At 49.3% G+C, this 26,047-nt stretch carries 23 protein-coding genes; 12 read left to right on the top strand and 11 right to left on the bottom strand.

Features of this window, described 5'->3' with window-relative positions:
* Positions 1-814: EF-P beta-lysylation protein EpmB (gene epmB, locus ACLR2L_RS06735; protein ID WP_413366778.1), on the top strand; the 814-nt coding region annotated here is incomplete at its 5' end.
* Here the strand turns inward: epmB and ACLR2L_RS06730 are convergent.
* A complete protein-coding gene (locus ACLR2L_RS06730; RefSeq protein WP_140960564.1) occupies positions 805-996 on the bottom strand; it encodes a putative motility protein in 192 nt (63 codons plus the stop codon). The genes epmB and ACLR2L_RS06730 overlap by 10 nt on opposite strands.
* A gap of 113 nt (positions 997-1,109) precedes the next feature.
* Between ACLR2L_RS06730 and ACLR2L_RS06725 the strand changes: the two genes are divergently transcribed.
* A complete protein-coding gene (locus ACLR2L_RS06725) occupies positions 1,110-1,421 on the top strand; it encodes a hypothetical protein (RefSeq protein WP_370298072.1) in 312 nt (103 codons plus the stop codon).
* 25 nt (positions 1,422-1,446) lie between these two features.
* On the opposite strand, the gene ACLR2L_RS06720 is transcribed toward ACLR2L_RS06725, so the two are convergent.
* From ACLR2L_RS06720 to nudF, 7 genes are all read right to left on the bottom strand, one after another.
* Positions 1,447-2,730, bottom strand: coding sequence for a hypothetical protein (locus ACLR2L_RS06720; protein ID WP_413366775.1), 1,284 nt, complete (start codon positions 2,728-2,730; stop codon positions 1,447-1,449).
* Between the two features lie 25 nt (positions 2,731-2,755).
* The gene (locus ACLR2L_RS06715) at positions 2,756-3,406 is read right to left on the bottom strand and encodes an HAD family hydrolase (protein WP_413366773.1); all 651 of its coding nucleotides are present in this window, start codon (positions 3,404-3,406) and stop codon (positions 2,756-2,758) included.
* Between the two features lie 29 nt (positions 3,407-3,435).
* Entirely contained in the window at positions 3,436-5,328 is a 1,893-nt protein-coding gene (gene parE / locus ACLR2L_RS06710; RefSeq protein WP_413366771.1) for a DNA topoisomerase IV subunit B, read from the bottom strand.
* Positions 5,329-5,460: 132 nt separating this feature from the next.
* A complete protein-coding gene (locus ACLR2L_RS06705; RefSeq protein WP_413366769.1) occupies positions 5,461-6,045 on the bottom strand; it encodes a YqiA/YcfP family alpha/beta fold hydrolase in 585 nt (194 codons plus the stop codon).
* Positions 6,042-6,770, bottom strand: a complete 729-nt coding sequence (locus tag ACLR2L_RS06700; RefSeq protein WP_413366767.1) for a metallophosphoesterase family protein — start codon at positions 6,768-6,770, stop codon at positions 6,042-6,044. Before ACLR2L_RS06700 ends, ACLR2L_RS06705 begins: the two co-directional genes overlap by 4 nt.
* Positions 6,767-7,165 (bottom strand): DUF1249 domain-containing protein, encoded by a 399-nt coding sequence (locus ACLR2L_RS06695; protein ID WP_413366784.1) that lies wholly within the window; start codon positions 7,163-7,165, stop codon positions 6,767-6,769. Before ACLR2L_RS06695 ends, ACLR2L_RS06700 begins: the two co-directional genes overlap by 4 nt.
* Positions 7,166-7,208: 43 nt before the next feature.
* Positions 7,209-7,829 carry an ADP-ribose diphosphatase gene (nudF, locus tag ACLR2L_RS06690; protein WP_140960552.1) on the bottom strand — a complete coding sequence of 207 codons (621 nt, stop codon included), beginning with the start codon at positions 7,827-7,829 and terminating at the stop codon, positions 7,209-7,211.
* Positions 7,830-8,156: 327 nt separating this feature from the next.
* On the opposite strand from nudF, the gene tolC reads away from it, so the two are divergent.
* Entirely contained in the window at positions 8,157-9,527 is a 1,371-nt protein-coding gene (tolC, locus tag ACLR2L_RS06685; RefSeq protein ID WP_413366765.1) for an outer membrane channel protein TolC, read from the top strand.
* A 41-nt stretch (positions 9,528-9,568) separates the two neighbouring features.
* Here tolC and ACLR2L_RS06680 read toward each other — a convergent pair whose 3' ends face one another.
* The gene (locus tag ACLR2L_RS06680; protein ID WP_413366763.1) at positions 9,569-9,739 is read right to left on the bottom strand and encodes a hypothetical protein; all 171 of its coding nucleotides are present in this window, start codon (positions 9,737-9,739) and stop codon (positions 9,569-9,571) included.
* An 83-nt stretch (positions 9,740-9,822) separates the two neighbouring features.
* On the opposite strand from ACLR2L_RS06680, the gene ACLR2L_RS06675 reads away from it, so the two are divergent.
* Positions 9,823-10,632, top strand: coding sequence for an ion transporter (locus ACLR2L_RS06675; protein WP_413366761.1), 810 nt, complete (start codon positions 9,823-9,825; stop codon positions 10,630-10,632).
* A gap of 60 nt (positions 10,633-10,692) precedes the next feature.
* Here ACLR2L_RS06675 and prsT read toward each other — a convergent pair whose 3' ends face one another.
* A complete protein-coding gene (gene prsT, locus ACLR2L_RS06670) occupies positions 10,693-13,467 on the bottom strand; it encodes an XrtA/PEP-CTERM system TPR-repeat protein PrsT (protein ID WP_413366759.1) in 2,775 nt (924 codons plus the stop codon).
* A gap of 164 nt (positions 13,468-13,631) precedes the next feature.
* Here prsT and ACLR2L_RS06665 point away from each other — a divergent pair, with 164 nt between their 5' ends.
* The 3 genes from ACLR2L_RS06665 to ACLR2L_RS06655 all read left to right on the top strand — a co-directional run bounded on the left by ACLR2L_RS06665 (position 13,632) and on the right by ACLR2L_RS06655 (position 17,988).
* Positions 13,632-15,392, top strand: a complete 1,761-nt coding sequence (locus ACLR2L_RS06665) for a DEAD/DEAH box helicase (RefSeq protein WP_413366757.1) — start codon at positions 13,632-13,634, stop codon at positions 15,390-15,392.
* A 165-nt stretch (positions 15,393-15,557) separates the two neighbouring features.
* The gene (cysG, locus tag ACLR2L_RS06660; RefSeq protein ID WP_413366755.1) at positions 15,558-16,940 is read left to right on the top strand and encodes a siroheme synthase CysG; all 1,383 of its coding nucleotides are present in this window, start codon (positions 15,558-15,560) and stop codon (positions 16,938-16,940) included.
* A 100-nt stretch (positions 16,941-17,040) separates the two neighbouring features.
* Entirely contained in the window at positions 17,041-17,988 is a 948-nt protein-coding gene (locus ACLR2L_RS06655) for a hypothetical protein (protein ID WP_413366753.1), read from the top strand.
* Between the two features lie 9 nt (positions 17,989-17,997).
* Here ACLR2L_RS06655 and ACLR2L_RS06650 read toward each other — a convergent pair whose 3' ends face one another.
* On the bottom strand, positions 17,998-19,395 hold the full coding sequence (locus ACLR2L_RS06650; protein ID WP_413366751.1) for a PhoH family protein: 1,398 nt from the start codon (positions 19,393-19,395) through the stop codon (positions 17,998-18,000).
* A 305-nt stretch (positions 19,396-19,700) separates the two neighbouring features.
* Between ACLR2L_RS06650 and rapA the strand changes: the two genes are divergently transcribed.
* From rapA to ACLR2L_RS06625, 5 genes are all read left to right on the top strand, one after another.
* The gene (rapA, locus tag ACLR2L_RS06645) at positions 19,701-22,529 is read left to right on the top strand and encodes an RNA polymerase-associated protein RapA (protein WP_413366749.1); all 2,829 of its coding nucleotides are present in this window, start codon (positions 19,701-19,703) and stop codon (positions 22,527-22,529) included.
* Positions 22,526-23,230, top strand: a complete 705-nt coding sequence (rluA, locus tag ACLR2L_RS06640) for a bifunctional tRNA pseudouridine(32) synthase/23S rRNA pseudouridine(746) synthase RluA (protein ID WP_413366747.1) — start codon at positions 22,526-22,528, stop codon at positions 23,228-23,230. The genes rapA and rluA overlap by 4 nt, the downstream gene beginning before the upstream one ends.
* A gap of 50 nt (positions 23,231-23,280) precedes the next feature.
* Positions 23,281-24,120, top strand: a complete 840-nt coding sequence (locus ACLR2L_RS06635) for a DUF3530 family protein (RefSeq protein ID WP_413366745.1) — start codon at positions 23,281-23,283, stop codon at positions 24,118-24,120.
* 102 nt (positions 24,121-24,222) lie between these two features.
* A complete protein-coding gene (locus ACLR2L_RS06630) occupies positions 24,223-24,546 on the top strand; it encodes a hypothetical protein (RefSeq protein ID WP_413366743.1) in 324 nt (107 codons plus the stop codon).
* 147 nt (positions 24,547-24,693) lie between these two features.
* Positions 24,694-26,025 (top strand): AmpG family muropeptide MFS transporter, encoded by a 1,332-nt coding sequence (locus ACLR2L_RS06625; protein ID WP_413366741.1) that lies wholly within the window; start codon positions 24,694-24,696, stop codon positions 26,023-26,025.
* Positions 26,026-26,047: the final 22 nt, after the last annotated feature.

Genomic DNA, 26,047 nt, shown 5'->3' with positions numbered 1-26,047 from the left:
CCAGGAATTTTTAACGCCCCCTGGGTTTGTCCTTGATCCACTGAGCGAACACGACACAGCAGGGCGTGGGTTGCTGCACAAATACAATAGTCGGGTACTCATGATTGTGCGAGGTGGCTGTGCCGTGAATTGCCGCTATTGTTTCAGGCGCCACTTCCCCTATAGCGATAATAGCTTGTCGAAGCAGGAGTTTGCCGCGCACTTAAATTATATTGAAGCGAATACCAACATAAACGAGGTCATTTTCTCAGGCGGCGATCCGCTCATGGCCAAAGATTCACATTTAAGTGATATGGCACAGCAGATTGCCGGTATTGCGCACATCAAACGCCTGCGTATTCACACCCGCTTACCCGTTGTGTTACCCGAGCGGCTGGACAGTGCATTCTTCGATTGGTTCGCCACCAGCCCTTTGCAGCGCATTATGGTGTTACATGTGAATCATGCAAATGAGCTATCTGGTGAACTTATAAAGCGCCTTGCCAGGCTTAAACAGGCGGGCGTCACCTTGCTGAATCAGGCGGTTTTACTGCGAGGCGTAAACGATACAGCAGACACGCAAACGGCACTAAATGAAGCGTTATTTGACGCAGGCGTAATGCCTTATTACCTGCATACGCTCGACAAAGTGCAAGGCGCTGCGCATTTTGACGTATCACTAGAGGAAGCGAGGGTATTAATGGCTGAAGTGATAAAGCGTCAGCCAGGATTTATGGTCCCCAAACTCGTTACCGAAATTGGTGGCCAACCTGGCAAAACGCCGGTCGACTTACGTCTTCATCCACAGGAGCAAAGCTCCGTTAATCACGCATAGGTATCGATGTTGGCGCCGATAGCCGGATTTGCGGATGCGGTTTTTGGTACGTCAGCAGCTGATTCCAGCAACTGAAGCGTAGCCTGACCATCTTGCTTCTGCTGGTCTTTGGCCAGTTTCAGCGATGCCAACTCAAGCGACGCACCGGACGTTCCAGAGGCACCTGCACCTTGAATATCCATACCAGTTTCCTTATTTGCTTGTAGCAATGTTAAAAAGTGGGCAGAATTGCCCACCTCATGGCTGTATCGGCCACTCTTTAGTTAACTTTAATGAAATTTACAGGAGCGCTCACTTGGATTCTGTACACCAGCAATTACAAGAAACGCTGCAAACGTTATATCGCAAGGCAGTAGACGCCGACGCGCGACTCGATCAGTTGCAACAACAGCAAAAAGGCAAGTTTGTGGCAATCTTTGCCGAGGACAGTGGTTTTACAACACGGGCGAAACGCTTTTCGCCTTATGTGGAAGAAATTGCCCAGGACTGGCAGGCATTAAAATCGCAGTCAGACGACGAAGCCAAAGCGGCACTGGTGCCGTTGGTTAAGAAAATTGAACTGGCTTTGGCCACGCTTCAGCAGTTTACTGCGGTATCACATCAGTAATATGCTTGCTCATACCGACAGCGCGCTACTGCGCGCCGAGTCGGTAAAGAGGCAATTTATCAATTCTCTGCTGAATGTCCGCTACTTGTTCACGATAAGCAGGGCTGTCTACCTCATTGTAGCGGCGTCGGAATTCAGCTTTGCTAAGCCCTTCAGGTAATCCGCCGATATACGGCAAAATATCGCGCTCGCGAAAATGTGCTTCGGCTAATGCCTGCACCTGGGTTGCCGTTGTAGCCTCACTTGCTACGCGTCCAAATGCCATACCAGACATATCCGCAGCGAGATCCACAAAGCTATAGCCGCTGCCGCCCATGGCTCTGTCCATCAGCTCTTTAAACTCACCAATGGCGAGCGTCATGTTTTGCTGTGACAAAATTTGAATGGCCGCAGAAATGGTAAAGTGCTTGGCTAAATCATTGCGTTGGGCAAGTACAGCTGGTGCACGCGGCTGCGCTATTTCACCAGATGTTGGGTGACTTGCCCCCACCAATTGCGAAATCCGGTGGTCGCCAAGATAAATAGCCAACGACAACAGCGCTGCCTGATTATGCAAAACAGCGTCGTCTTCATCGCTAAGTGAAGCCGCCCGGCTCAATACCAGATTCAGGTATTTCGCAAGGGTTTGTGGCGTTGGGGAATTCCCCAATGGTGAAGCGTCTAAGTACGCCAGATACTCCGTAGTGAGGTCACCCAACGGGTCCTCGCCGCTACTAATATTGCCTCGGGCAACATCGATTTGTGCCAGCAATTCATCGAGGGGGCGCATATCCAGAGTCAACTGGGAGTCGGTCATGGTAACCCGGGTGATTTGATTAGCAGCCGTGCTGGCCACATCGCTTTTGGTAAATTTGTCTACCAGCCACACCGCCATATTCAGTGCGGTTTCACCCGGAATAATCAAACTGCCCACACGCACGTAGTCGATGTCTACCCCATCAGCAGGAAACACCTGTGCAGTCACATTTATGTATAAACTGTTTGCGGGTGCAGGCAATGCCATACTGGCCTGGATCAGCGTTTTATGTGGCTCAATATCAACCGCTCCCTGAAAGCCTGGTAACGCCCGCTGAGCAAAGCCCATTAAACTTTCAAATTGCGATTGCGATATATGTACTTGTTGTTGCGCATGGCGGTCTTCCACACTGTTCTTTAACTGCCTCAACAACTCTTTAACGGTATCGGCATTATCTACCTGTTTGGATGATTCCCTGGTGACAATGGGGGCCTGATCAAGTGTTAAGAACGCCAGCCCGATTACGCCGACTAACAGCACTAGCAAGATGATAAACAGTAAACGTCGAAACATGTAAGCGTGACTCTCCCGCTCGCAATTATAATGGGGTTATTTCAGCACTCACCCAATCGGTCAGACTGGCAAACCTGGCACTGGCAGCACTAAAATCGTGAGACTCAGATTGAATGGTAGGAATAGCAACACAGCGCAACCCTGCTGTCACGGCGGCCTTTAAACCGTGCTCAGTGTCTTCTACCGCCATCGCTTCAGAGGCTGAAATGCCCATCTCTTGCAGCGCTTTTAGGTAGCAATCGGGGGCTGGTTTACTGTGCTCTACATCCTCAACAGCCACCACGCATTCAATGATCTCTTCGTAACCATAACATTCAATGGTACGCATCACCGACAAACGGCTACCGCCGGTAACAATAGCAATCCGGTGTCCTTTTTCCTTGCAGCGCTTTAGCGTTTCGTCAGCCCCGGGCATTAACGGGAACGGGGCTTTCATCAGATGCTCTTTAGTAAGTAACTGCTTACTTTCTGCAAGATCTTTAGCAGTAATAGGTAAATTAAAATCCCTTACAGCGTCGATTGCGTTTTGGGGCACGGGAATACCCGCCATCACGCTATTGTAGTACTGTTCGGTTAATGTCACATTGAACGGGCTCAGTACTTGTTGCCAAAGCGCAAAGTGGACGGCTTCAGAATTAATGAGCGTGCCGTCGTGGTCGAATAAAATTGCTTTCAATCGTTGGTCTTCCGTGAAAACGAGGGGCGTTACACCACCTCAGCCATATTACCCTTGCTTTCCAGCCACTGCTTGCGATCGCCGGAACGTTTTTTATTTAACAACATGTCCATCATTTCCAGCATGTCATCAGCATCATCGGCGGTAAGCTGAACTAATCGTCGGGTGTTGCCATCCATAGTGGTTTCCCGCCCTTGAATAGGGTTCACCTCGCCCAATCCTTTAAACCGCTGCACGTTAATTTTGCCACGGCGTTTTTCGGCTTCAATGCGGTCCAGAATGCCCTGCTTTTCTGATTCGTCCAATGCGTAAAAAACTTCTTTACCCACGTCAATGCGAAACAGCGGCGGCATTGCCACATACACGTGACCTGCATTTACCAGCGCTCTGAAGTGGCGTACAAACAACGCGCACAACAGGGTGGCGATATGCAGCCCATCGGAGTCGGCGTCGGCCAGAATACAAATTTTCCCGTACCGCAGTCCCGACAAATCCTCTGAATCAGGATCAATGCCCAGCGCAACGGAAATATCGTGAATTTCCTGCGAAGCCAGTATCTGACTGGAATCGACTTCCCAACTGTTCAGAATTTTACCGCGTAACGGCATAATGGCCTGGAACTCGCGATCACGAGCCTGTTTGGCTGAACCTCCCGCAGAATCCCCTTCCACCAAAAACAGCTCTGAGTAGTTAATGTCCTGCGACGAGCAATCAGTTAACTTACCAGGCAACGCAGGGCCCTGTGTGACCTTTTTACGTGCAACTTTTTTGTTCTGACGTAAACGACGCTGAGCGTTATTAATACACATATCTGCCAGCGCTTCGGCAACGTCAGTGTGCTGATTCAACCACAAACTAAAGGCGTCCTTTACTACGCCTGATACAAACGCCGATGCCTGACGCGACGATAGCCGCTCTTTGGTTTGTCCGGCAAACTGTGGATCGTGCATCTTGGTAGAAAGAATATAGGCGCAACGCTCCCAGATATCATCAGGGGTTAATTTAACCCCCCTTGGCAACAGGTTGCGGAATTCACAGAATTCCCGCATGGATTCCAGCAATCCCTGACGCAAGCCGTTTACATGCGTTCCCCCCTGAGCAGTGGGGATCAGGTTTACGTAACTTTCGGTAAGTAGTTCACCACCTTCCGGCAACCACATGACAGCCCAGTTAGCCGCTTCGCCATTACCGCTGAAGTTGCCAATAAACGGCACATCTTCCGGCACAGTGATATATTCTTTTACAGCACTTAACAGGTAATCCTGCAAGCCATCTTCGTAAAACCACTCGTGGCTTTCTTTGTTAACCTTGTCGTCGAACTTGATCCGCAGGCCTGGGCTGAGTACCGCTTTCGCCCGCAAATTATGGCGCAGGCGCGACACCGAAAACTTAGCTGAATCGAAATACTGTGGGTCAGGCCAAAAACGCACACTGGTACCGGTGTTACGACGGCCACAGGTATCGATTACGCGCAAATCTTCGGCTTTATCACCATTTTCAAACGCAATAAAATACACCTGACTGTCGCGGCGAATGGTCACTTCTACGCGGGTAGACAACGCGTTTACTACCGAGATCCCCACGCCGTGCAAACCGCCGGAGAACTCGTAGTTTTTATTTGAGAACTTACCACCGGCGTGCAGCTTGGTCATGATCAACTCTACGCCAGAGATACGCTCTTCCGGATGAATATCCACCGGCATCCCACGGCCATCGTCGATCACTTCCAGCGACTGATCTTCATGCAAGATTACTTTAATATTTGTTGCATGACCCGCTAACGCCTCATCCACACTGTTGTCGATAACTTCCTGACCCAAATGGTTAGGGCGAACGGTATCGGTATACATTCCCGGGCGGCGTTTTACCGGCTCAAGGCCATTTAACACCTCAATTGCATCAGAATTATATTGATTCGACATAGTTGTGATTGTTCTTCGTTGTCAGGTGTTTGGGTTACTCAGTACTCAAGCGCAGGAGACTGTTCCAGGCTAAAAAAACTGCGTTGTTTTGGCCGATGTTATCAGGCACTTGGAGGAAGCGCAATTTCAGCCTTAGGCAGAAAACAAAAACGCCGCAATCGCTGGCAAATGCTGCTCGTAATCCACAAAACTGTGATCGCCACCCTCTTCCACAACTACCTCTGCCCCTTGGTAATGCTGCACCGCCAAACGGTAGTCCAGGGTTTCATCGCCAGTTTGTAACAGTACTTTAAAGTTGGCTGGGCTGGTAATGTGTGGCACATAGAGCTGCCTGATATGCTCAATGTCTGATTTACTCAATGTAAACTGTTTTTGAGTATAAGGATTGATATGCGCGCCTAAATAGCCTTCCAGCAATTCAAAGGGCTTTACTGCTGGGTTAATCAGTGCCGCCTTGCCGTTGAACTGTGCCATTAGCCAGGTGGCTAAATAGCCGCCCATGGAACTGCCAATCACTTTTAAGCCGTTGTCGGTTAACACAGGATTCGCAGTAATAAGCGAAAGTAGTTGTTTGCTTAACTCGGCCGGATGGTTCGACAATTCAGGGCAAATGAACTCGATATCAGGATGATGCTCTGCCAGATAGGCGCGCGTTTGCTGGGCTTTTACCGACAAAGGGGAACTTAAAAATCCGTGTAAATACAAAATGGCACTCATGTCACTCTCCCTATTTCTGTGCTCAGTGATGAGGTTAAATTGAATTGTCTGAATCCTGGTGCCACGTCGGCTAGTCCAAATTCTGGCGTTAATGCCCACTGCCAACAAGTCGATGGTGCACCGTAAACCGGCCGGCCAGCCAGACTAGCCAGATTATCGGCGTGGATATGCCCGTGTAACAGCGCGGCAACAGGATGCTCGGCAAGCCAGGCTTCAAGTAACGGCACACCCTGTAACGCGTGTTTATCCATCCAGCTGTATGTGGCTACCGGATGGTGATGCAGTGCCAGCAAATGCTGTTTTTCGGCATGTTGTTGTATTTGCGTACTGATCTGTTGCAACTGGTTCGGGTTAATAATCCCCAGCGTACCTGTTGAGCGGGTGTCCAGCCCATGAATACACCAATCGCCAAATTCCCAGCAGGTGTCAGCCGTTAAAAGCCAGGGAGCAAGGCGCGAGTTAAACAATGGATTATTGTCGTGGTTGCCGGCAATTACTTTAACCGGCACATCTGGCAGCCATTGATTCAGTGCATCAATAAAAAACTGGTAACTGGCATCGGAATCATCACCACTGATGTCGCCGGTTACAATAATGCCATCCGGCTTTTGCGTTGCAACCAGGTTTAATACCGCAAGCAGGCTTTGCAGTGGATTAATACCGCCATACCCTTCGCGCTCCGGGTTCTCCAGCAAATGGCAATCAGAGAGTTGAATCAGCTTCATTGCGGTTGAGCAATCGGCTGGGCATCGTGATTAAGGCAAAAATGCAGCCACTCGGTAAGAAATAAATTCACCATGTGCTTTTCGTTGCGCAGCCGCATTTTGGCATTGGGATATTCATAAGAGGGAGCCAGTGCACCCGCGTTCTGACTGGACGTGACTTCTGCCATTCTGGCGTCGTGATACAAGCGCACGGTCATGGCCGGCTTCATGTAATCGGGTGTGCCAGTATCAACCTGTTCTATATCGAGGGTACTGGTATAACGGGCCGAGTCGACAATCCTGATTTGATAGCAAAGCCCTTTGCCTGCGCTGAAGCGATAGGTAAGGGCCTGAGTGTCGCAGTCTGGCAGCATCGACAACAAATGCACGTAATTACGCTCACAGATTGCCTGCAGCGTAGGAAGATTTGGTACATATTTGCGCAAAGGGGTTGCCACGTTATTGCCAGCTCGCCAGTAAATTTTGCTTATTCATAAAGAACCATTGTAACGCAATAATGGCCGCTGCGTTGTCTATTTTGCCGTTTGCCAACCACTCACGTGCGTCGTTCTCTGCCACCCGATGCACTAAAATATCTTCTGATTCATAAGCTAAGCCATGCACGCCGGATGCCTGAGTGGCATCGGTTTTCGCCATATAAATATGCAAACGTTCGGTTGTTCCTCCAGGACTGGCAAGATAGCTCAAGGCTTTAGTCAGATGGGTTAAGGCTATACCCGCCTCTTCTTCCGCTTCCCGGTGACAAACTGACTCCTGAGTTTCACCTTCGTCAATGATCCCGGCAATCACTTCAATTAACCAAGGCGAGTCAGATGTGGCCAGCGCGCCCATTCTCACCTGTTCAATCAATACGAATTCTTCGGTAACCGGATCATAGGGCAATACCGCTACAGCATGGCCGCGTTCAAACATTTCACGGCGAACAATATCACTCCAGCTACCATCGTATTTTTTGTGTCTGAACTCATACAGCATCATGGTAAAAAAGCCATTGTAGACAGGCTTTTTACTGAGTATTTCCACGTCAGCTGAGTTGAAACGCTGAATTTTCGCTTTCATTGCATTCTCTTTTACTGTGTAAACCGGTTAATATACGAATTTGAACATTTACGATCATCCGTGTATTTATAATTTGAGTAATACACGATTGGGCAGACATAACACATATTCTGTTACACTTGCTCAAGCTCTGTTACGTCTTATAAGTATCTTTTAGTCGTTGACTTACTTAAAGTACGAAACAGATCATGGAACAGTATTCAATGGCGTTGAGGTGTGGGTCTCCCGGTGTGGGTTACCCGATGTAACACAGGCACCTTACCACCGTATAAACAGTCCATCAACACACCTTGAATACGCAAAACAGTTGAGATTGAAGGCGCACAAATGAAAAGAACACTCATATCACTAATGCTCGGTTTTGGTATAACTACACCGGTATTAGCCGATAGTTTACTGGAAGTTTATCAACAGGCCCTTGCTAACGATCCGGTCGTTAATCGTGCCAAGGCTCAACGCGATGCAGCCTATAAAGGTATTCCGCTAAGCCGCGCCGCATTACTTCCTCAAATTTCCGGTTCACTGGGTTATTCCAAGTCATCACGGGAAACCACGCAAACTATCCAGGTTACCAACGATGACGGTTCAACCGGCTTTAACATCGTTGATGTTGACATTGACAGCAACTCCACCAGCTATGGTGTTGACCTAACCATGTCACTGTACGACCACTCTAACTGGCTGGGTCTTGACCGCGCAGAATTAACCGCAGAACAAAGCGATGCCAGCTATGCTGCCGCTACTCAGGAACTGATTGTGCGCACAGTTACCGCGTATTTAAACGTACTGCGTGCCCAGGACAATCTGGATTTTGTTCGCGCAGAAAAACGTGCCATTGAGCGTCAGTTGGAACAAACTAAACAGCGTTTTGAAGTGGGCTTAACGGCGATCACAGACGTGCATGAAGCACAAGCTAACTTTGACAGCACAGTAGCGCAGGAAATTGTAGCGGAGAACCGCATTGAACTGGCTCGTGAAGCGCTGCGTGTTATTACCGGTAAATACCACGACCGTTTGGATATATTAAACACCGAGCGTTTTTCAGCAACCGCACCAAGCCCGGAAAATGTTGATGGTTGGTTGAGTATTGCTGAAAATGCAAACCTGACATTGTTAGCCCAACGTCTTGCGCTTGATGTAGCAAAAATGGATATCGATATTGCCACCGCAGGGCATTATCCAACAGTGGGTTTAAGTGCATCTTATGGCGCATCAAAAGGTACCACTGAATCTCCATTCTTTAAAAACAGCACACCGTTCTTCGACAGTCAAAGCATTGGCTTGTCGGTAAGTGTACCGATTTATCAGGGCGGCTCAGTATCAGCTCAGGCTGACCGTGCCCGTGATTTGTATGTCTCCTCCAGTCAGGATCTTGAATTGGCTTACCGTCAGACTGTTCAGTCGGTTCGCAGTTCTTACAATGATGTTAAAGCGTCAATCTCGACTATTCGCGCACTAGAACAGGCCGTTATTTCAGCGGAAAGCGCACTAAAAGCAACCGAAGCTGGTTTTGACGTAGGTACGCGTACCATTGTTGACGTACTGGACAGCACACGTAACTTATTTAACGCTCGCGCCAACCTGGCTGGTGCGCGTTACGATTTTATTCAGGCTATGGTTACGCTTAAACAAGCGGCTGGTAACTTAAAAGCCGAAGATATCGAGTTACTCGAGCAAGGCATGAAAGCTGCCGGGTAAGGCTTATCTAACTTATTAAAAAGCGCCCGGTTGGGCGCTTTTTAGTTTATACGTTGGGAATCCGGCAAATCAGACAATAATTCCAGATCTTCAAGAATGTCCTGCATTGCCAGCTTTAACGCTTGTATGTCATCCACGGTGGACGAGTAATTGTCTAACTGGTCGTTCAATTGGGATAATTTTGCTTGCAAACTCTTGTTGCTCTCGTCCATGATACAGCCTGCTCTGAATGGAAGTGATTTCCACTTAAGTATAAGCCTAAATAGTAATAATTCTCAATCTTTACACTTCAACTATGCAAGCGTCTCAATTACAAAACCGATTTGAACACATTCGCTCTAACAAAGCCTTTGAGCTTTTTGTTATTGGCGTGATCTTGTTTTCCGCCTTACTGGTAGGCGCAAAAACCTATGATATGCCAGCTGCGGTAAACCATGTCACCAACATATTAGACTGGCTTATCAGTGCGTTTTTCCTGGTCGAACTCACCATCCGCTTCCTGGCAGAGCGACGTAAACTCGATTTTTTCAAAAGCTTTTGGAACTGGTTCGATACCATTATTGTATTAGTGAGCCTGTTACCACTGGAAAACAGTGATACTGCACTTATTGCCCGCCTGGTAAGGGTTTTCAGGGTACTGCGGATGATTTCGATTATTCCGGAATTGCGCATATTACTGGTGTCACTGATGAAGGCATTGCCCCAACTCGGCTACGTGATGCTGTTAATGTTCATTATTTTTTATATTTACGCCGCAGTGGGCAGCACGTTGTTCGAGCAAATCAATCCGGTACTGTGGGGCGATATTACTATCTCGTTACTTACGCTATTCAGGGTGATGACCTTTGAAGACTGGACTGACGTAATGTACGAAACCATGGAAGTGTATCCGCTCAGCTGGTTCTACTATTTAAGCTTTATCTTCTTTACTGCTTTTGCGTTCCTCAACATGGTAATTGGTATAGTGGTAAACGTTATGGAAGAAGAAAACGCCAAAGCCTGGCGTGAAGCGCATAAAGATGAACCCACATTGAAAGACATCGCAGAGCAATTGGCCGCTCTAGAAAAAAAACTGGACCAAAACATTAACAATAAAGTGAATTAGCACAACGCTCGTGCTCACTAAAAAAACGCCCGGCTTAACCGGGCGTGTTTGTTTATCAGATTAGATATTGTAGGTTTTCTTGAGCGCTGCAACCCGGGCCTGGGATTCGGGTGCATCAAACACGCGGCTACCTAAACGTCGGTTTGCCAGTGTCTTCATGTCCATCTTCAACAGTAACTCAATATAATTGAGAAACACTTCATCACTGCGCACGTTTTCGTCCACAATCTTATCGTAGATGGATTTAGCCTCTTCCATTTCCCCTTGAGCTATCAGTATTTGCGCCAGGGTGTCGGCGATTTCAGGCGCATTGGGGATCACTTTTAATGCCTGACGGGCATGCTCTTCGGCGTCGTCCAACATCCCTTCTTCCAGTTCCAGGAAAGCCAGGTTATTCAGTGCAATGGCGTTATCTGGCCAGTCCTTCGCGACTTTGCGATATTCGCCAATCGCTTGTTTGCGATCTTTTGGAATCATGCGCTCTGCGAATAATAATCTAGCTTGCAAATTCGCCGGATTGTTCTGTAAAAACTCGTTCAGAACGGCAAAGGCTTTATCGTTACTGCCAGAAAGCTCATAGGCGGCCATCAGCACCAGTAAATTACGTGTGCTAGGGATTTCCTCATAGGCAGCCAGGGCATTCGGCACCGCATCCAGGTAATCTTCCCGATAGATTTGCAAACGCGCTTCTACACCGCGTACAAACGGCAACATGCGTTCTTCGGGGGTCAGTTTGCCAAGTATCGCTTCGGTTTCGCGAATTTCACGCAACATCGAATGCAAATACGACTTCACTATTTCTATTTGACGATCCGGGCGCTTTTCGAGGAATTTTTTGGTTACTTCCAGTGCGTCGGCAAATTTGTTCTGCACATCCAGAATCATCACCAGGCCCAGCGTAGCGGTTTTGTTGTTAGGCGAAATAGACAACCATTCGGTATACAGCGCTTTTGCTTCGTTTACCTGATTATTCGCCAGCAACAACCTGCCCTTGGTATCCCAGTATGGCATCGCGACATCGGGGCGCTGAGGCACCTGATTAATCACTTTCAGGCCTTCTTCGTAACGATTTTCACTTAACAAGATGCGCGCCAGAACAATTTTTGGCGTGTCAGATTTCGGATTGCGCGAGGCAATCTCTTTTATGTAATCAATCCCTTCGTTTGCTTTACCGGCTTGCTGTTTGATCATGTAATACATGGCCAGCGCAGACTGGTGCGTCGGGTCGATTTCCAATGCCTGTTTTAACCAGTTTACGGCTTCATCAGGCTTTTTCTCGTTCATGGCAATGGAAACACGCTGCAGTTTCGCCTTGATATTACGGGGATCGAGGGATTCTGCCTTTTCGATGGCCTTTGTTGCTGCCGCAAAGTCATCTTTTAAAATGCTAACCTGCGCAATGGTCAGCCACGGTTCGGCGTTTTGCGGTTCCTTTTCCTGCCATTCACGGGCAACACCCAAGGCTTTGTCGAACTGTTTGGTTGCAATGTAAGCATTCGCCAGCGTTTGCTGACCACTTGAAATTTCAGGCGCCTTCTTTACGGCTTCTTCAAGATTAAGAATCCCGTCAGCATCATTTAAAGACAGCTGAAGCACGCCAATCCGGGTTAAATCTTCTGCCGTGGTGGCCAAATCCGCCGACCGCTCAATCATTGCCTGAGCATCAACAACATTGCCGTCTTGCAGTAATTTATAACCCGCTTTTGAAAACAGGGTGGCATCGGTACTAAAATCACCGTCTACACGACTCAGTACGTCCATTGCTTCTTCGTTTTCTCCCTGATACAACAGGCTGTCTGCCAGCATGCGCAATGCAGGGTGAGTCGGCGGCAGGTTAGACGCAATCATCGACAAGTGCCGTGTTGCCGCCGCGTAATCTTTTAACTGATAGGCACTGTATCCGCCGACTAAACGGGCTAACGGATCGGTTCGCCCGCCCTGAATCGCTTTCTCAACATGTTGTAAGGCACTGGCAAACTCACCGGCCCGGACTTCGATAACCGCCTTGTACTGATTGAGCAGCGGGTTACCGGCACTCTTGGTAAGTAATTTATCTACCAGCGGTTCTGCGTCTTCGTAACGTTCGTTGTCCATTAACAGCGCCGACAAAATGAACGAGGTTTCCGCGTCTTCAGGATAGGCCTGAACATAGGCCTGATAAGCTTCAATTGCCTGGTCTGGTTTCTTCAGATACAAATTCAAACGCGCTTGTAGTTGCAGCACGTTTTTATTTAGTGGTGATTGTTCACGCAGGGCTTCAACCTGTGTAAGAGTTTTCTCGTATTGCTCATCCAGCATACTTTCGTAAGCCAGTGACAAGCCTTTGTACACACTGTTGGTATCCAGCTCGCGGATTTCATCGATAAGCTGGCGTGCTTCGGTTTTTTTATCGAGTTTAATCAGCGCTTCCAGTTTATAGAAGGTCACTTCTGCGCGCTTTACTGCTGTTAGGCCATCAACACTGTGGTCTATTTCAGCCAGCGCAACGTCTGCGTTGGTTTCCTGATATGCCAGTGTGAGTAGAGGAATGACTGCGGAAACGTCATAGCCGAGTTCCAGCGCGCGGTTTAATTCCTTTTCTGCGGCAGCAAAATTGCCTTCATCCACATAAAGCTGACCCAGTTCGAAGCGGGGATTGGGATCCTGAGGATTTTTTTGAATCGCATTTTTGAACTCCAGAATCGCTGATTCTGTGTCCCTGGCCTCTATAAACTGGCGCGCCGCGAGTAAGTGTTCTTCACTGGTTTTTTGCCCGCAGCCTGTTAAAGACGTGGCACTCAGCCCCATAAGAATAGCCGAAAGAAGTACCCGGCGGTGTAATGACCTTTTCTTCATTGTGCTTACCTTGCTCATGATTCCTAATACTGTCCCTATAAATTTACCAGTCGGTTTCCTATACAATAATGGTATCCGCACTACTATTGGCCTATAATAGCACTTTATATATATCGCTGGCTTTTCTGCTATGCCCGTCCGAGTTATCCAGGATCTTTAATTTAATGACCACAAACGTCGAACTGACCTTTACCGATCTCAAACTACCGCAACCTATCTTACAGGCCCTTGAGAAAGTTGGCTACGAGAAACCGTCGCCAATTCAAGCTGAAAGTATCCCGTTACTACTGGATGGCCATGACCTGCTGGGTCAGGCTCAAACTGGTACCGGGAAGACGGCAGCCTTCGCTTTGCCTATGCTGGCAAATCTTGACGTAGAAGGCAATTATCCGCAGCTTTTAGTGCTTGCTCCCACTCGTGAACTGGCCATACAGGTAGCCGAAGCGTTCCAGGCTTATGCCACCTTCTCACAAAAAATCCGCGTACTGCCAATTTATGGTGGACAGTCTTACGACAACCAGATCCGCCAGTTAAAGCGTGGCGTTCAGGTTGTGGTTGGTACACCAGGACGGGTAATTGACCACATCAATCGCGGTACGCTGAAACTCGACAAACTGAAGTTCCTGGTTCTGGACGAAGCAGACGAAATGTTGCGCATGGGTTTCATCGATGACGTAGAGTTGATTTTAAGTCACGCGCCAGCAGAACGTCAGACAGCACTGTTCTCGGCCACCATGCCAGGTCCAATCAAAAAGATTGCACAGCGATATCTGAACGATCCCAAGCACGTGAAGATCGAGTCAAAGGTAAGTACCGCCAGCACAATTCGTCAGCGTTACTGTCAGGTTGCCGGACACCAGAAACTGGAAGCGCTGACGCGCATTATGGAAGTGGAAACATTCGATGGCATGATCATCTTCGTACGTACCAAAACCGCCACGCTGGAACTGGCTGAAAAGTTAGCGGCACGCGGGTTTGATGTAGAGCCACTGAACGGTGATATTCCGCAGGCCGCTCGCGAGCGCACGGTAGACCGCTTGAAACAGGGCAAAATTGATATTCTGGTAGCCACCGACGTAGTTGCCCGTGGACTTGACGTTGAACGCGTTAGCCACGTTGTTAACTTTGACATTCCATACGACACAGAGAGCTATGTTCACCGCATTGGCCGCACCGGCCGCGCCGGTAGAAGCGGTGATGCTATTTTGTTTATTTCTCATCGCGAAAAGCGCTTACTGAATGCCATTGAGAATGCCACTCGCCAGCCAATTGAAGCGATGCCGATTCCGTCGATCAGCGAACTGAACGAAACGCGTTTAACCAGGTTCAAGCAGAGCGTTATGGAAGCCACTAAAGACGACAGTCTGGAAGGCCTGATGCCAATTGTGGATATGCTGATTGAAGAAAACGAAGCCAGCCCGGAAGTGTTGCTTGCAGCGTTAATTAAATTGGCGCAGGGCGATGAACCCTTGCTGTTAAAAGAGACTGACCGTCCGGATCTGCATTCTGCCCGCCAACGTGGTGACGATGACCGCCGCGGTGGCGATCGCGAAGGGCGTCCTCGTCGTGAGGGCCGTGAAGGTCGCGAAGGCCGTGAAGGCAGAGACAGTCGCCGCAAGTCGCCGCGTGACAGCCGCCGTCCTGAAGAAGGCATGCAGCGTTTCCGCATCGAAGTTGGCCACACGCATGGCGTGAAACCAGGTAATATCGTAGGTGCCATTGCCAACGAAGCTGGCATCGACAGCAAATACATTGGTGCCATCGAAATATTCGATAACTTCTCTACGGTAGATTTACCGGAAGGCATGCCCAAAGATGTGAAGCAAACGCTGCAGGATACCCGAGTATCCGGCCAACGTTTAGGCTTACGCGAGTGGTCAGATAAACCACCCGCGCGGAAAAAGGCTCCGAAGCCTCGTGGTTAAATAAAATCAACCGGCAGCGTGATTATCACCCTGCCGGTTTTTCGTTAAGCTCCGCCAAAATCAGTCATCACTAATAACTTTTTAATCTGAAAAATATTTTTTAATTCATTTATACAATATAAATTTCAGGCAAACTAAACACAGTTACAGTGACAAGAGTCTGCTATGCGATATTTCCCGATTTTTATTGATGCCCAGGCGCTGCAGGTGCTGATTGTTGGCGCTGGCGAAGTGGCCGCACGCAAGCTGGAATTGTTATTAAAAAGCCCGGCGATCATTACGGTGGTGGCACCTCAAGTGTGCACAACGGTGCGTCATTTAGCAGAATCCTCACAAGTTACCTTGCTTGAAAGACCATTCGAACAAAGCGATCTGGACAATCACCGCATGGTGTTTGTTGCCACCAGCGACGAGGCGCTAAACGCAGACATTCACAAACTTGCGACCGAACGCAACATGCTGGTGAATGTAGTAGACAACACGCCGCTTTGTGGCTTTATTACGCCATCTATTATCGACCGTTCCCCACTGGTAATTGCCCTGAGCAGCGGTGGCAATGCGCCTGTACTACTGCGCTATTTGCGCCAGAAACTGGAGTCTGTCCTGCCAGCAAACCTCAGTAAGCTGGGTTCTTTCTCGGAGCGATTCCGCGAAAAAGTAAAGCAGTCTCTTGCCACAGTTACCGAACGACGCTATTTCTGGGAATCAGTATTGGAAGGCGATATTGCCGAAGAAGTCACCCAAGGCAACGATAGTAAAGCCGAGCAAAAATTTTTAGCGGCGCTGGACGACGCTGCCGCGCAAAAGCAAACCGAAGGCCAGGTGTATCTGGTGGGCGCCGGTCCGGGCGATCCTGACTTACTAACCTTCCGCGCACTGCGTTTGATGCAAAAGGCTGACGTGGTAGTGTACGACAGACTGGTATCACCACAAATTCTTGAGCTAGTGCGCCGCGATGCCGAAAAGATTTATGTAGGCAAAGCCAAAAGCCATCACACTGTTCCACAGCAAGATATCAATCAGATTTTGGTTGAACAAGCTAAAGCCGGCAATCGCGTGGTGCGCTTAAAAGGTGGTGATCCGTTTATTTTCGGACGCGGTGGCGAAGAAATCGAAACGCTGCTGGCCGCCGGGATCAGTTTTCAGGTAGTACCCGGAATCACTGCTGCCGCTGGTGCGGGTGCGTATGCGGGTATTCCGCTTACACATCGGGATCACGCTCAGTCTGTGGTATTTGCCACTGGGCATCTTAAAGACGGTACTATCGACCTGAATTGGCAAGGTCTGGCGCACCCTAATCAAACCATCGTGTTTTATATGGGGCTAACCGGTTTAGCTATTATTTGTGAGCAGTTGATTAAACACGGACTGTCCAAAGATACACCTATTGCTCTGGTTCAAAAAGCCACCACCAGTGAACAAAAAGTGATTACTGCCACGCTATCTACCATATTGAGTCATCCAGAACTCAGTGACATGAAGCCGCCTACGTTGATCATTGTTGGCAGCGTGGTGTCGTTGCAGGCAAAGCTTAACTGGTTCGAATAATACTAAGCAATTCGCATTAATCTGCAAATAGCCACTATACTCAGGTAATCATCCCTCGGGAATTTACGTTAACCTCAGTATGCTGGCTCGCCTTTTTCCAATGACACTCCTTGCTCTGGTTGCATTTTGCGATTACGTGAGCGCCGAGCAAACCCAGTATCTGCGTAAAGCGGTTGGAGATGACGCTCGCTACGAATACCGCTGGCTGGATCACGATGGCAAAGCCCGCAGGATTGCTTTTACCTTGCCGCAGAAAACCCTGCAAATGTTGCCTCAGCAACAGTTAAACTACCAACCTGCACTGGCCATGCGGGAAGTGGAAGTCGCCTTACTGAAGGCCGCGCAACAGATTGATCCCAGAGTTGCCCGTTTTTCCCTGGTCAAGCGCCACGATACCTTGTCGTTCACGCTCTCAGGTAAAGATGATGCGCAGCTTGAACAGCTTACTCAATCGCTCAAGGACACCCAAAAGGCCACGTTAGATACCTACCTGGAAGAACGCTATTATCAGCACTACACCACACCTTTGTTGCAAAAAGCAGTAAAACCCAATCACGTCAGATATATTGCGGAAAGTGTCTTTCCACTGATCCCGGCGGCTCAGTCGATTTATGACATAGTGGATGAACAATCCAATGCCCGCTCTTATCTAAATTTGTTATTAAGCTGGGCCCAGGCTATACCCTACGACACCCTGGAAAACAGGATCACCAGCAATGGCTCGGGATTTTCACCACCGCTGGCAATTTTGAATCAAAACAAGGGAGACTGCGATAGCAAAGCGGTATTGGCGGCTGCGCTCATACGCGCATTTTTGCCCGGCAATCCCATGAAACTGGTGCTGTTGCACGATCACGCATTGTTGGCCATCAGTATGACGCCGTTGGCTACGGATGAAACGCTGATGGTAGAGGGTTTGCCTTATATCCTCTTGGACCCAACCGGTCCGGGGCAATTGAAATTGGGTGAAGTGAGTGATTCAACCCGACAAGGGCTTGCTTCCCGAAACTATATTCTGGAAAACATTCCCTCGTCGGCGCCTCAGTAAACGTTTATATCACAAATGATTTTCGGCAAAATCTGCCAGACGCGAACGCACTACTCCGTCCAGGTTAATGGTGGCACTGCCCGCAAAATCCTTAAATTTTTCCACCAGATAAGTTAAACCGGAGGTTACCGGGCTGAGGTAGTTGCTGTCGATCTGTGCCAGGTTACCGCTACAAATCAGTTTAGTCCCCTCACCACAACGGGTAATGATGGTTTTTAGCTGAGAGGCGGTAAGGTTTTGTGACTCATCCAAAATCACGATCGCATTCTGAATACTGCGCCCGCGCATAAAGTTAATCGACTTAAACTGGATATTGGCCTTTTCCATGATGTAGTTCATTGAGCCTTTGGTGTTTTCATCATGTTTATGCAACACCTCAAGCGAGTCAGTAATGGCCGCTAACCAGGGTGCCATCTTCTCTTCTTCGGTGCCGGGTAAAAATCCAATAGACTCCGCAATTTCAGGGGTATTCCGGGTAACAATAATCTTGTCGTACATGTTCCGTTCAACCACCATTTCCAGTGCCGCGGCTAATGCCAGTAGCGTTTTACCGCTCCCCGCCGGGCCGGTAAGGATCACCAGGTCGATGTGAGGGTCCAGCAACGAATGCAGTGCCATAGCCTGCCCAATATTTTTAGGATTAATTCCCCAGGCGTGACGCGACATTAAGCGCTCATAGCCCAAATCCAGAATATCCAGGTTGTCACTGGTCATCGACTCAACCAAGCCTGCGAAGTGCTGGGTATCGTCGAGCAGATACTCATTCACATAGGCTTCTGGCAACAAGGAGCGTGGCACAGTATGAATGGTATCGCGCCCCTCTGAACGGCTATCCACCGATTTAACCTGCGTCCAGAAGTCGCCCTCAAATTTGTGGTAACCCTTGGTAAGGTATTTGATATCGGTGATCAGCTGATCGGTACGGTAATCTTCAACATGCGCAAGCCCCGCTCCCTTGGCCTTTAACCGCATGTTCAGATCTTTGGTTACCAGCACTACCTGTCTGGGCGCAAAGTTTTGCTGCAAATGCAGCGCAACGTTAATGATGCGGTTGTCGTTGGCATCGCTGCTGAAAATTTGCTGCGATTGCTTCATGTTTAAATCAGCATAAATCGACAACGCGCCAGTAGGTCGGTTCTCTCCTGCGCCAATTCCCTCCAGCGGTACACCTTCCAGCAAGTCTTCAGGCGTCGCCTCGCTGAGTAAGTCTTCCATTGCCCGGATACACACCCGCGCATCCCGCGCCACATCTTTCTTGCTGTCTTTTATGTAATCCAGTTCTTCCAGAACGGTCATAGGAACAACAACGTCATTTTCTTTAAAAGAGAGGAAAGCGAGGGGCTCGTGTAGCAGAATGTTGGTATCTAGGACGTAGATTCTTGTGTCTGTATTTGATTTTCTTGGCATCCGTCACTCCAATGAACATAACCAAGCTCGTCTGTACAACGACGCGCTAACAGGGCCAGTATGAACGGAGTTAGGGTGTCGATTCTGACCGTAAAACTCCGCATCACATCGACCTACATTTCCACCATAATCCAGTTTGCTAACTTATTCACTTATTTTCGCGCTAATTTTTTAAAAATTATCTCCTGATGCAGTTATCCCACAGGTTCAATACGCGTAATTCCTGAAGATTGCTATATTGAACAAGACATGCCGCTGTCCGATAAGTACAATACGCCCCCCGTTATAACGGAGTAGTAATTGAGATGAGTTCCGACACACAATTTGCCATTGGTCAACGATGGTTAAGTAACACCGAAACCGACCTGGGCCTGGGTGCCATTATCCGGGTAGATTTTCGCGCCATTGAGGTGCTTTACCCTGCCACGGGTGAAAGCCGTATTTACACAAAAGATAACGCGCCGCTCACCCGTCTGGCGTTTGCGCCGGGCGAGACTGTGAAGTCCCAGGAAGGCTGGAGCCTGTGTGTCGAATCAGTTATCGAACAACAAGGTGTGCTGATTTACAAAGGGTTGCGGGAAGATACCAAACAATCGGTAACGCTTGCTGAACCTCATCTTGATCACCATATTCGTCTGAATCAGCCGGAAAAGCGTCTGTTTAACTACCAGTTTGACAATCCAAACTGGTTTGATGTTCGCGAAGCGGCTCTGAGCAGCCAGCACCAGCATGCTCAGTCGGATACCATTGGTATGGTGGGCGCTCGCATTGAACTGATCCCACACCAATTGCACATAGCGTCTGAAGTAGGCCGCCGTCATGCCCCGCGGGTACTGCTGGCCGACGAAGTAGGATTGGGTAAAACCATTGAAGCGGCGCTGATCATCCATCAGCAAATACAAACTGGCCGGGCAGGCAGAGTGCTGATCATTGTACCTGACACCCTCATCCACCAGTGGCTGGTAGAAATGTTGCGTCGGGTAAATTTAGCGTTCGCTATTTACGACGAAAGCCGCTGTGAGGCATTGGCAGAGAGTGAAGAAGGCAGTAATCCCTTCGACAACGACCAGCTCATTCTGTGTGGCTTGAACTGGCTGACACAGCATCCAAAACGCCAGCAGCAAATCCAGCAAACCAGCTGGGATTTAATGGTGGTAGACGAAGCTCATCACCTGGCCTGGTCGGCGGACGCGCCTTCCGATGAATATCAGCTGGTTGAGCAACTGGCTCAGGCTACTCCGGGTGTATTACTGCTTACCGCCACGCCGGATCAGTTGGGTCACGAAAGTCATTTCGCGCGCTTGCGTCTTCTGGATCCTGCCCGGTTTTACGATTACGCCACCTTCCTGGAAGAAGAATCAAAGTACTCAGCGCTGGCCGATGCTGTTGCACCACTTATCGATGGTGAGCCCCTGTCGGAAGACGCGTTCAATTCATTGCACCAACTGGCACCAGACATTGTGAGTCAGTTCGACGATTTGAACGACACCGCGTCCCGCGATGCACTATTACATCAGTTAATTGATTGTCACGGTACCGGGCGTTTACTGTTCAGAAACCGTCGCGCCGCTATTGAAGGATTCCCGGGCCGTCAGTTGCATAGTTATGCCCTGCCTCGCCCTGAATGTTACCCGGTTGAAGCCATCGACTCACTGGCTTCAGCCATGTTCCCGGAACGTCAGCCGGGCTTATCCGAGCGTTGGTTGGCAGAAGATCCAAGAGTGAACTGGCTGCTGGACTTCTTACCTTCGGTAAAACCCAGCAAAGTATTACTTATTTGCGCCAGCGCCGCCACTGCTCAGCAACTCGCTGAAACCATTCGCGTAAAAACGGGTATCCGTCAGGCCGTTTTCCACGAAGGGATGAGCATTGTGGACCGCGACAAAGCAGCCCACTACTTCGCCGATCCGGAAGAGCGTGCTCAAATTCTGTTGTGTAGCGAAATCGGCAGTGAAGGCCGCAACTTCCAGTTTGCCCATCACCTGGTATTGTTCGACCTGCCGCTCACTCCGGATCTGCTGGAACAGCGCATTGGCCGATTAGACCGCATCGGACAAACCCAGGATGTACAAATTCATGTGCCGGTAATAGAAAATTCAGCACAAGCCGTGCTGCTGAAGTGGTACCACGAAGGCCTGAATGCGTTTGAACACACCTGCCCAACGGGTGGAAAAGTGTACGAAGACGTAGAGGAGATGTTAGTAACCGCTTGTCTTACCCCAAATGACACGGCGTTAATTGGCACACTGATAAGCCAAAGCCATACACTGAATAGTGAGCTGAAAGCCAAACTCGACGCAGGCAGAGACAAACTGCTGGAAATGAATGCTGCGGGCGTGGGCCGCGTGGATAACCTGCTTGAACAAATCATTGCCCGCGACAGCTCAGCCGACTTGCCCAAGTTCGCCGGCAGACTGTTTGATGCAATCGGTATTGCACAGGAAGAAAAGGGCCAGGATTGCTTTATTCTGCGCCCTACCGAATCCATGATTGGCTATTTACCGGGGCTCGACCCTGAAGGCATGACGGTGACGTACCGTCGCCGTACCGCGACAACGCTTGAAAACGTGCATTTCCTGACCTGGGACCACCCACTCATTCACAACGCCATTGAGTTAGTACTTACCGACGTGCACGGCAAGAGCAGTGTTGGATTTATTGCCGACAAAGAACAGCCAAAAGGCGCGTATTTTGTGGAGACCTTGTTTGTGTTGTCTGGCAAAGCACCCGCGAATTTGCAGTTGGAGCGTTTTTTACCGCCCACACCAATTCGTTTATGCCTGAACATAAAGGGGCAGCATACGGAATTGGAAAATCAGGGGCTGCGCCCGGTGGGTCGCAAAATTGCGCAACAGCTCATTCAGGCGCTCACCGCACAGTTGCAACAGCAGTTAGAGCGCGCCCGTGACCAGGCACATCAGCACGCCAACCATATTCTGCAGGATGCATTGCAGCGCATGCAGCAGTCGTTAGGCAGTGAGGCGCAGCGTCTTCGCGATTTACAGCAGCAGAACCCGGCTATTCGCGACAGTGAAATTACGTTTATTGAGCAGCAAATTGCTGCGCTCACCGACGTATTACAGCGCTGTGACGTTCAATTAGACGCCGTTCGTATACTGGTGAATAACCCGTGAGTGCAAACCCCGACTTTGAATACAATCCGCCGGTTTCACCTTACCTGAGTTTGTTGTACTACGATGACGATATCATCGTAGCCAACAAACCCAGTGGGTTGTTAACCGTTCCCGGCAAAGCCCTCGAACACCGCGACTCTCTGGCTTCACGTATTCAAACGGTGTTTCCCGATGCGCGTATTGTTCATCGGCTCGATATGGCAACGTCGGGGGTGATTGTAATTGCTCAACACAAAGCCAGTCATAAGCATCTTTCCCGACAGTTTGAAACCCGCCACACTGCCAAGCGATATTACGCGCGAGTGTTGGGCGTGCCTGTTCAACAATGCGGCGAAGTTAATCTGCCGCTGATATGCGACTGGCCCAATCGCCCCAAACAAATGGTAAGCCATGAACACGGTAAACCGGCGTTAACGCACTATCAGGTAGTGCAACAACTCGCAGACGAAGCGCTGGTAGAGTTGCGCCCGGTTACCGGTCGCTCGCATCAGTTACGGGTACACATGCTGGCATTGGGGCATCCAATTCTGGGCGACCGCCTTTACAGTCCACCCGCGGGACTTGCCAAAGCTAATCGCCTGCAGTTGCACGCCGAATCTTTAATGCTCACTCACCCCACCTACAATGAGCCGATGTGCTTTAGTGCACCGCTGCCGTTTGGCAATTTTACACCCGCACCATTTCAGATTAACTTTTCATAACCGCTGCCGATACCACTATACTGGTATCAACTTCCCAGACTGAACAACAGATGCGGGTATCTCAGATCACAATCAGCCTATTTGCATTTTGCCTGTGTGCATTGGCAAGGCATGCCTGTGGCTCGGTATCAGACGACATTGCCCGCTATTTCCCCTCTGAAAAAGTCACCCAACTCGCCGTACTCGACGAGCAGGTGGCAGCGTTAACACTCCCCTCTAAAAGTCCACTCAGCCGGGGCGTGGCGATTGTACTGGTAGACGCGCAGTCTCAGTCTCTTAATCTGGATGGCGGCCTTATACTGGCTGACACCCTTACCGCAAAGGGCTGGCATTGCCTACTCATACCGGTTGACCGCCCTGCCGTGTTGCCAACTGAAACGCCGGCGATGCCACTAAAGCCCATTGATAACACCACCAGCATGACCGCAGACTATGATAGTTACTACGCCAAAGTACTCGGCCGTGTTAACGCTGCCTATAGCTTTGCCCAACAATACCGGGGATATACATTTATCATTGCCGAAGGCATGACCAGCGCCAGCCTTATCGACGCATTCCAACGAGGCGCGTTGGATATGCCCGACACGTTAGTTAGCCTTGGTGCGTTTTGGCCTGAATATGAAAAAAATCAACAACTGATCGCCTGGCTGGCAGAAAGCAGCTATCCGGTACTGGATTTAACTATGCCCATGCTTAGTCAGTGGCAATCCGCCACCGCAGATGCCCGTTTAACGGCGGCCAAAGTGAGCCTGAAAAGACATTACCGCCAGCGCCAGTTGCTCCCCACCGTTGGGCTTGGCAATGCCGGTGCCGGTACATCGATGCCAAACCCGGCAGGGGCCTGGCTTGGTCAGGAAATTTATAGCTGGCTGAGATACTTAGGCTGGTAGTTATTTAATTTCATACCGGCGTTGATAACTTTACGTGTAATTTGCAAAATTCTGCCAATTTTGAACTATACTCACAGAGTGTCGAATTCTTGGATCCGCGGCGTGAGCATTACTCCATTTATTGAAGAAAAGTCCCGTCAGTTGTGTTGCTATTTACAAGCTTTCTGGAGCGGTGCACTGGATTATCAGGAGTTGAATTATTTCTTTTGGGACACCCTGGAAGAATGGTCCCTTTACCGATGCGATGATGCCGAGCCCTACTCACACACGGAAAGGGTATTTTGGCACTTACTGCACCAAATACATTACTGGCGCGAAGATCAACTGCTCAACGACGACATTCTGCGTGACGAACTAAAACAATGTGTGCGCTTTTTACAAGGCGGCACCGTGTTTCCGTTTGATTGTATTGGTATCAGACCTTAATACCAATTCGCATAGAAGTCGTCTGGTTGGTATCCCACATCCACTGCGCCGGTTTCCTTAGCGCATCCCCCTGAGTTATTCCTTGCTCACACTGGTTATCCGTGATCCAATAGACTTATCAGTTTACAACGTTGAGGAAGGGATGCGGTGTCCTCCACATTTGCTACATTTCGCGATAAACGCCTGATCAGTATATTTCTATTTGGTATTGCCAGTGGATTTCCCTGGCTGATGATAGGCTCGGTATTATCTGCCTGGCTAAAAGACGAGTCCCTTTCACGCTCAGCCATCGGCCTGTTCGGCGCCATCTTTGCAGTGTATTCATTCAACTGGCTTTGGGCACCGCTAATCGACAGGGTGAAGCCGTTCTTTCTGGGCCAGCGACGCGGCTGGATTGGGCAGATGCAACTCCTCATCATTGGATTCTGCGCGTGGATGTCGACACTCAATGCCCAGTCGGATTTATTTTTGATTGCACTGTGTGGTTTGTTAATTGCCATTGCGTCTGCCACCCAGGATATTGCTATTGATGCTTATCGTATCGACGTAATTGGCGAACAGGAAAAAGCCACCATGTCGGCAGCGTCCTCATTGGCAACAGCAGGATGGTGGACCGGTTATGGTGGACTTGGCGCTATTCCCTTTCTGCTAGCAGATCTGCCGGGCTGGCACTGGCAGGCAATCTATCTGGTGCTTGCTGGGATTATGGCACTGTGCTTTTTTGCCACTCTGTTAGCAAATGAACCCGCCATCGACCGCGAAGCGTTATTGCAGGATGCCAAAGCACGTTACAGCAATTTACTGGGCAACGCACAATCGGTTACCAGTACTTTGTCTGCCTGGTTACTGATCACGCTGGTAGAACCATTCAGGGAGTTCTTTCAGCGCAGTGGTGCCCGTCTGGCACTCAAGCTGCTGTGCTTTATTTTCCTTTTCAAAATCGGCGAAGCTTTCCTTGGACGCATGAGTATTGTGTTTTACAAAGAGCTGGGATTTAGCAATACCGATATCGGTACTTACTCAAAGTTACTCAACTGGTGGGTTACGATTATCTTTTCAGTACTGGGCGGCATGGTGAACATTCGCTACGGCATTTTTAAAGGGCTGCTGATAGCAGGGATTGCAATGGCTGCCAGTAATCTGTTGTTCGCACTGATGGCAGTGGTTGGCCCACATAAAGGCTGGTTTGTAGTAACCATCGTTCTGGATGTGTTTACTTCTTCATGGAGTACGGTAGCCATGGTGGCGTTTATTTCCCTGCTGTGCAACCGGGCTTTTTCTGCAACGCAATACGCGCTGATGGCGTCACTCAGTGTTCTGAGCCGCACATTACTTGCATCAGGTAGCGGAATGTTAGTTGATGGATTAGGGGGGAATTGGGCGCTGTTTTTTGTGATCACGGCACTTATGGTGATCCCAAGCCTGATTATTCTTACGTCACTAAAAGACAAAATTGCAGAGGTAGAAACATCGCGATAAGGGTATTCGCCTTATCGCGTTT

This window comes from Alteromonas sp. AMM-1 (genome assembly GCF_047290655.1).
In the GTDB taxonomy this organism is placed as follows: Bacteria; Pseudomonadota; Gammaproteobacteria; order Enterobacterales; family Alteromonadaceae; genus Alteromonas; species Alteromonas mangrovi.
The sequence above is the reverse complement of the archived record's forward strand: the minus strand, read 5'-3'. Positions and strand labels throughout refer to the sequence as shown.

Coding starts and splice junctions, on each gene's coding strand:
- ACLR2L_RS06730 (WP_140960564.1), bottom strand. CDS start 996: ATGGATATTCAAGGTGCAGGTGCCTCTGGAACGTCCGGTGCGTCGCTT.
- ACLR2L_RS06720 (WP_413366775.1), bottom strand. CDS start 2,730: ATGTTTCGACGTTTACTGTTTATCATCTTGCTAGTGCTGTTAGTCGGC.
- parE (WP_413366771.1), bottom strand. CDS start 5,328: ATGTCGAATCAATATAATTCTGATGCAATTGAGGTGTTAAATGGCCTT.
- ACLR2L_RS06705 (WP_413366769.1), bottom strand. CDS start 6,045: ATGAGTGCCATTTTGTATTTACACGGATTTTTAAGTTCCCCTTTGTCG.
- ACLR2L_RS06700 (WP_413366767.1), bottom strand. CDS start 6,770: ATGAAGCTGATTCAACTCTCTGATTGCCATTTGCTGGAGAACCCGGAG.
- nudF (WP_140960552.1), bottom strand. CDS start 7,829: ATGAAAGCGAAAATTCAGCGTTTCAACTCAGCTGACGTGGAAATACTC.
- tolC (WP_413366765.1), top strand. CDS start 8,157: ATGAAAAGAACACTCATATCACTAATGCTCGGTTTTGGTATAACTACA.
- ACLR2L_RS06680 (WP_413366763.1), bottom strand. CDS start 9,739: ATGGACGAGAGCAACAAGAGTTTGCAAGCAAAATTATCCCAATTGAAC.
- ACLR2L_RS06675 (WP_413366761.1), top strand. CDS start 9,823: ATGCAAGCGTCTCAATTACAAAACCGATTTGAACACATTCGCTCTAAC.
- prsT (WP_413366759.1), bottom strand. CDS start 13,467: ATGAAGAAAAGGTCATTACACCGCCGGGTACTTCTTTCGGCTATTCTT.
- ACLR2L_RS06665 (WP_413366757.1), top strand. CDS start 13,632: ATGACCACAAACGTCGAACTGACCTTTACCGATCTCAAACTACCGCAA.
- cysG (WP_413366755.1), top strand. CDS start 15,558: ATGCGATATTTCCCGATTTTTATTGATGCCCAGGCGCTGCAGGTGCTG.
- ACLR2L_RS06655 (WP_413366753.1), top strand. CDS start 17,041: ATGACACTCCTTGCTCTGGTTGCATTTTGCGATTACGTGAGCGCCGAG.
- ACLR2L_RS06650 (WP_413366751.1), bottom strand. CDS start 19,395: ATGCCAAGAAAATCAAATACAGACACAAGAATCTACGTCCTAGATACC.
- rapA (WP_413366749.1), top strand. CDS start 19,701: ATGAGTTCCGACACACAATTTGCCATTGGTCAACGATGGTTAAGTAAC.
- ACLR2L_RS06635 (WP_413366745.1), top strand. CDS start 23,281: ATGCGGGTATCTCAGATCACAATCAGCCTATTTGCATTTTGCCTGTGT.